The organism is Oscillibacter valericigenes (genome assembly GCF_021531915.1).
Taxonomy (GTDB): domain Bacteria; phylum Bacillota; class Clostridia; order Oscillospirales; family Oscillospiraceae; genus Oscillibacter; species Oscillibacter valericigenes_A.
Genome location: NZ_JAFBIV010000038.1, coordinates 1 through 5,338, shown reverse-complemented (window position 1 = coordinate 5,338; position 5,338 = coordinate 1). Strand labels below are relative to the sequence as shown.

Sequence of the window (5,338 nt, the reverse complement as noted above, 5' to 3'; positions counted from 1 at the left end):
AGACAACAAGCCCTCTCGGTTGCTTGAACAATTTTTGATTGCAATTATTGTCTAACTTTTCGGGGTCACTTCAGGTGAGGCGGTCATGTTTTTGTTTTCAGGTCACCAACAGCACCACATAGCCCGCATACAGGGCCAGCATCAGGACACCCTGCCAGCGGTAGAACTTGCCCTTGAACAGGGGCGGCAGCACAGCCACACAGCACAGCAGCAGGCAGACCGGCAGGTCCAGCGTAGTGGTCTGAGGGCCAATGGTCAGCCTGCCGCCGGAGACCGCGGAGCACACCGGCAGGATCATGGTCAGGTCGATGACGTTGGCGCCGATGATATTGCCCACGGACATGGAGGCCTCTTTCTTGGCAATGGCCGTCAGGGTGGTCACCAGCTCCGGCAGGGAGGTGCCGATGGCCACCATGGTAACGCCGATGATGGCGGAAGGAACGCCCAGCAGCAGAGCCAGTTCGCTGCCGTAGTCGATCAGCAGCCGGGAGCCGATGACGATGGCCGTGATGCCCAGGGCGAACATGGCCAGCTTCATGCACATCTTCCGCCGGGAGACGGTGCGGCGCTCCGGATGCTCCTCCCGGCTCTCCGCCATGCCGGCCCTGGCGTCCACGATGTTGTTGCCCAGGTACACCGCGAAGATGACGAACAGCACCAGGCTGGGCAGGAAGGGCAGCACGCCGCCCCGGCACAGCACCAGCAGCAGAGCAGCGCCGCTCACCATCAGAATGGCCTTCAGATGAAACTGCTTTTTGCTGACCACTGACGGGATACACAGGACAGAAATGCCCAGGATCAGGCCCAGGTTGGCCGTGACGGACCCCACGGCGTTGCCCACCGCCAGGTCTACCTCCCCCTGCAGCACACCGGTGACGGATACCGTCAGTTCGGGCAGCGTGGTGGCCAGGGACACGATGGTGGCGCCGATGATGAACCGGGGCACGCCGGTGGTCTCCGCGATCCAGACCGCACCGTCCAAAAACCAGTCTCCGCCCTTGACGATCAGAAGCAACCCCAGCAAAAACAACAGCACTGTGATCCAAACGTTCATTTACATCTTCCTCTCAACAATTTACACAGAAAAAGAGACCTTTATTGCACAGACCTCTCCCCGTGCAATAAAGGTCTCGCTTTTACGATGCGTCCGAGCGGCCCATGGCCGCTGTGATGACGAGCCGCACCACGCCCGGAGGCGCAAGCTACTCCCCTTTATTATGATACACCTATTATAAGGAAAACATACAGGCCGTGTCAATCCGTTTCGCCCAAAAATTCCGGCAGAAAGCGGATATCTTTTTCCAGGCGCGTCCGCCCGTCCTCCAGGGTCCCAGCGGCATGGAATCCGTAGTCCGCAAAGAAGCTCCGGGCGGCGTGTTCCTCCGCCAGGGCGGCCATGAGCTGTCCGCCTCCCAGCGGGCGGGTGTGCTGCACCGCCTGGCCAATCAGCTGGGCGCCGAAGCCCCGCTTCCGGCAGTCGGCCCGGATGCACAGCAGGGAGATCCAGCCCGGCTCCGGTCCCAGCTGGACCACACCCACCGGCTCTTCCCGCAGATAGCCCACCAGGGTCTCCCGGCGGGCCACATCTGCCAGCAGGCGCTCCAGATCAAAGGCGGCGCCCCACTCCGGGGACAGCAGTTCCCGCAGAAAGCCGGACTGCTCCGGCAGCCGCAGGGGCTGGAACCACAGCCCCGGCTCCAGGGCCACGGCCCGCTTACGGACCTTCTCCCCCTCCAGGAACTCCGGCGTTTTCAAATGGCTGTTGTCGTCCCGGAACACCACCCGCATGGCGTCTTCATCCGCCTCCAGCAGAGAGACCGCCGTGTTGTCGCCGGTGGGCGTCTCCCCCAGCCGCTCCAGGGGACAGCCCTGCAGATACGCCAGGATCAGGCGGATGGCGTAGCCATGGGAGAAAACCGCCACGGTCTTTCCCTCATTTTCCGCCGCGATGGCCCGGATGGCCGTCAGCACCCGCTCCAGCACCTGCCCGGGCGTTTCAGCGCCCTCCACATGCCATTTGTCCGGCTGGCGGTTGAAATAGTTCATCTGTACCGGGTCCTCCCGGTAGATGTCGCCCCAGGTCCGCTGTTCCCAGCGGCCCACGCAGATCTCCCGCAATTCCCGCATCCGGTGCAGCGGCAAGCCCTTGGCCTTGTATACGGCGCTGGCGGTGGCACAGGTCCGGTACAGGTCGCTGGCGTACACGGTGTCAATATGGATGTCCGCGAACCGCTTCTCCAGCGCCCGGACCTGCCTCCAGCCCCGATCCGTCAGGTTGCTGTTGTCCTGGCCCTGGGCGATGCGGTATAGATTTCCCTCCGCCTCCGCGTGGCGGATCAGATAGATGCTGGTCATACTGCCTCCAGAAACAAGTTGATTTCCCGGATAGTATATCTCTTATGCAGCATTTTGGCAAATCTTGTCCGAAATTTTTTGTCAGATTCGGGCCATACTAGCTCCGTGCCGATGAAGGAGTGACTGATGATGAAGATGTGTACCGGATTTTGGATCGGTATGGGCGCCGGATTGATGGCCGGTGCCGCGGTAGGGATGATGGTGCCCTGCGGCAGAGATCCCATGAAAACACAGGTGGGCAGAAGTATCCACAAGCTGGGTGTCGCCGTGGACCACGCCGTGGACAACATCGTTTCCGAAATGCGCTGAGGCGCGGGCGGAGGGCAGAGGCCCTCCGCTTTTTTGAAAAAAGTAAAATCAGGGCTTGACTTTTCAGAATCCTTTGCTATAATGATAACGCTGTCTCTTCGAGGCGGCAGACAACTGTATCTGCGGAAAAGCACTGGAACAGCTATGGAGAAGTCGCCTAGTTGGTCGAGGGCGCATGATTGGAAATCATGTAAACGGCAAAACCGTTTCGAGGGTTCGAATCCCTCCTTCTCCGCCACAAGAAACCCTGGAATCGCAACGGTTCCAGGGTTTTGTCATACCCCTTGACCCTTACGCTGACCCTTACGAGGTTTTTTAACAATCTCCTAGGGGGTACTCACCCGGATACTTTCTGGATAAACTGCTCCATCCGGTCCGCGGACTGCTGGCGCATCTTCTGGGATATATGGCCGTAAACATCCAGCGTAAAACTGGCGGTGGCATGGCCCAGATTGGTCTGTACCGTTTTAATGTCGTCGCCGCTCTCCAGAGATACCACTGCATAGCTGTGGCGGAGGTCATGGAAACGCTCCTGCTCCAGTCCCATGGATTTCACGATCTCCTTGAAGGTCTTATAAACCGTGAAATGGGAGAGATTCCCACCGAATTCATTTGTAAATACCAGGTCCCAGGGATTCTTCCAATCCTGCCCTGCCAGCAGCTGCATCTGCGCCTGCTGGCTTTTCTGCTTTTTCAGAAGATTCATCACAGAAGGCGCCACCGTGATCATGCGGCTGCGTCCGCTTTTGGTCGGGGCCAGTACGTACTGTCCGCCCACCTTCTTGGTTTTCTGAAGCTGCTTGTTGACATACAGCGCATTGTGTTGAAAATCAACGCAATCCCAGGTCAGTCCCAGGATCTCGCCCTGCCGCATCCCGGTAAACAGCGTCACACGGTAGACCAGTTCATATTTGCAGCCTTCGATCGCCTTCAGAAAAGCAGTGATCTCCTCCTGCTCCATAGGATGGATCTCCTTCCTGCGAACCTTTGGCAAATCGCAGAGGTTCGTCGGATTGCTCCGTATCATTCCCAGCTTCACAGCTTGCTCCAATGCCTTATGGAATACACCATGAATGTTGCGGACCGTCTTGGGAGAGAGTTCCTTCTCAGTCAGGAGACCATTATAAAACCGCTGTATCTGCGGAGCGTTCAGCGCCGCCAGCCGGATTTTCCCCAGCATTGGCTTGATATAGTTATCACAGTTCCTCTGATAGGCGTCCAGTGTATAGGGCTTCACAGAATACTTCACATAGGTCTCAAGCCAGGTATCCAGCCATTCCTCGACGGTGTCCTTCGTGGGCTCCATATAGGTTCCATCATCCAGCTCCGTTGTGATCTGTGCCAGCTTCTCCCGGACTTCCTTCTGCGTCTTTCCGTAAATCGACTTCTGGACTTGTTTGCCGCTGGCCGGGTCAAAGCCGGTCGTAAACCGTGCTTCCCACCTGCCATCGGCTCTCTTACGAATCGTTCCGGCACCCTGTGCGTTCTTTCTTGTCTTTCGCACGTTTATACTCCTTTCCGCGCGCCGACCGATTCCGTGGTTAGGGTACTTTTATTGTACCCCAGCCACCGAATGCGGTCAATTCAACATTTCATGAAATCATCGGTTCTCGTCGGAAAGATACTCTACCAGCGCATCTTTTGGAATGCGGAGCTGCTTGCCGATCCGAATGCTGCGAATCGTTCCACAGCGGACCAGCTCATAGGCTGTATTTCTCCCGATGTCGAGAATGGGCATCAGGTCCTCTACCCGAAGGGTCAGCGGGAGTTCATCGTAAGAGCGATATTTACTGGCCATGCTTATCACCCTTTCTCACGGAGGCCAGATAGATGTTGGTCACATCCGGCCGCTCATGGCCCAACAGACGGGAGACCTCAAAATGGGCGTCCAGCGGGCTCTTGCCGTTGTTGATCAGTTCCTGGTACTTCTCCGCCGCGTATGTATGGCGGAGCCCATGGAATGTCATTGGGCGGTCAGAGTCCGCATCCCGCACTTCGTCCCGGTGCTTCATAATGAAAAATTGCAGATGGTTGATAGCCCGGTCCGTGGGTATCTCATCAGGCACCAGCAGCTTATGTCCCCGTGGTGTGCGCTCCAGCTGCTTCCGCATGGCAATGGCAATCTGCTCATTGATGGGAACCGTCCGCACCTTGCCGCCCTTCCCCTTGATGGTGATGGCGTTCTCCCGGAGCGCCCGCTCCGCCGTGGCGCTGTCGATACGGAAGCACTCGTGGATGCGTAGGCCGGAATAGCGGGCCAGGTACATCGCGAGAATGAAATCATAACGGTCAATCGCCAGCGCCTTACCCAGCATCTTGTTGAACTCCGTCATGCTCCAGGTGCGGTCATCCTGCCCGAACCTGCGGCGTTCCAATGCAACGCCTAACTCGTCGTTGGAAGGCAGCGTGTACTTGTGATCCATCTTGTCATGGAAAAACCGGATGGCAGCCAGATCTGTTTTGATGGTACTGGCCGATTTGCCGGTGTCCTGCAGATAGATCACATAACTGACAAGATGCTTGCCGCTGATGTTGGATAGCTTCTGCAGATGGTATACATCGGCCAAATAGGCGCAGAATCGCTTCATGGCCTCATAATAACGCCGCTTCGTATGAAAGCTGCCTTGCCGATTGTGCCGGAAAATACGATCCAACTGTGCAACCAGTGTCTCGT

General features: G+C 57.4%; 6 protein-coding genes and 1 tRNA gene. 2 read left to right on the top strand and 5 right to left on the bottom strand.

The genetic code is table 11. The features are described 5' to 3' along the window. Positions 1–97: 97 nt before the first annotated feature. Both JQM66_RS12345 and JQM66_RS12340 read right to left on the bottom strand, forming a co-directional pair. On the bottom strand, positions 98–1,054 hold the full coding sequence (locus JQM66_RS12345) for a calcium/sodium antiporter (RefSeq protein WP_235230164.1): 957 nt from the start codon (positions 1,052–1,054) through the stop codon (positions 98–100). 200 nt (positions 1,055–1,254) lie between these two features. Beyond that, the gene (locus tag JQM66_RS12340) at positions 1,255–2,355 is read right to left on the bottom strand and encodes a bifunctional histidine phosphatase family protein/GNAT family N-acetyltransferase (protein WP_235230163.1); all 1,101 of its coding nucleotides are present in this window, start codon (positions 2,353–2,355) and stop codon (positions 1,255–1,257) included. A gap of 126 nt (positions 2,356–2,481) precedes the next feature. Between JQM66_RS12340 and JQM66_RS12335 the strand changes: the two genes are divergently transcribed. Together JQM66_RS12335 and JQM66_RS12330 are read left to right on the top strand one after the other, a co-directional pair. Next, entirely contained in the window at positions 2,482–2,664 is a 183-nt protein-coding gene (locus tag JQM66_RS12335; protein ID WP_235230162.1) for a hypothetical protein, read from the top strand. 146 nt (positions 2,665–2,810) lie between these two features. Beyond that, positions 2,811–2,902, top strand: a tRNA-Ser gene (locus tag JQM66_RS12330). Between the two features lie 99 nt (positions 2,903–3,001). Here the strand turns inward: JQM66_RS12330 and JQM66_RS12325 are convergent. The 3 genes from JQM66_RS12325 to JQM66_RS12315 all read right to left on the bottom strand — a co-directional run. Beyond that, the gene (locus tag JQM66_RS12325; RefSeq protein ID WP_235230161.1) at positions 3,002–4,168 is read right to left on the bottom strand and encodes a tyrosine-type recombinase/integrase; all 1,167 of its coding nucleotides are present in this window, start codon (positions 4,166–4,168) and stop codon (positions 3,002–3,004) included. Between the two features lie 96 nt (positions 4,169–4,264). Continuing rightward, entirely contained in the window at positions 4,265–4,462 is a 198-nt protein-coding gene (locus JQM66_RS12320) for a helix-turn-helix domain-containing protein (protein ID WP_235230160.1), read from the bottom strand. After that, positions 4,452–5,338 (bottom strand): tyrosine-type recombinase/integrase (locus JQM66_RS12315; RefSeq protein ID WP_235230159.1); only part of this gene is annotated, 887 nt, incomplete at its 5' end. The genes JQM66_RS12320 and JQM66_RS12315, both read right to left, overlap by 11 nt.

What these genes read in the sequence shown, in the direction of transcription:
- JQM66_RS12345 (WP_235230164.1), bottom strand. Translation starts at nt 1,054, where the DNA reads ATGAACGTTTGGATCACAGTGCTGTTGTTTTTGCTGGGGTTGCTTCTG.
- JQM66_RS12340 (WP_235230163.1), bottom strand. Translation starts at nt 2,355, where the DNA reads ATGACCAGCATCTATCTGATCCGCCACGCGGAGGCGGAGGGAAATCTA.
- JQM66_RS12335 (WP_235230162.1), top strand. Translation starts at nt 2,482, where the DNA reads ATGATGAAGATGTGTACCGGATTTTGGATCGGTATGGGCGCCGGATTG.
- JQM66_RS12320 (WP_235230160.1), bottom strand. Translation starts at nt 4,462, where the DNA reads ATGGCCAGTAAATATCGCTCTTACGATGAACTCCCGCTGACCCTTCGG.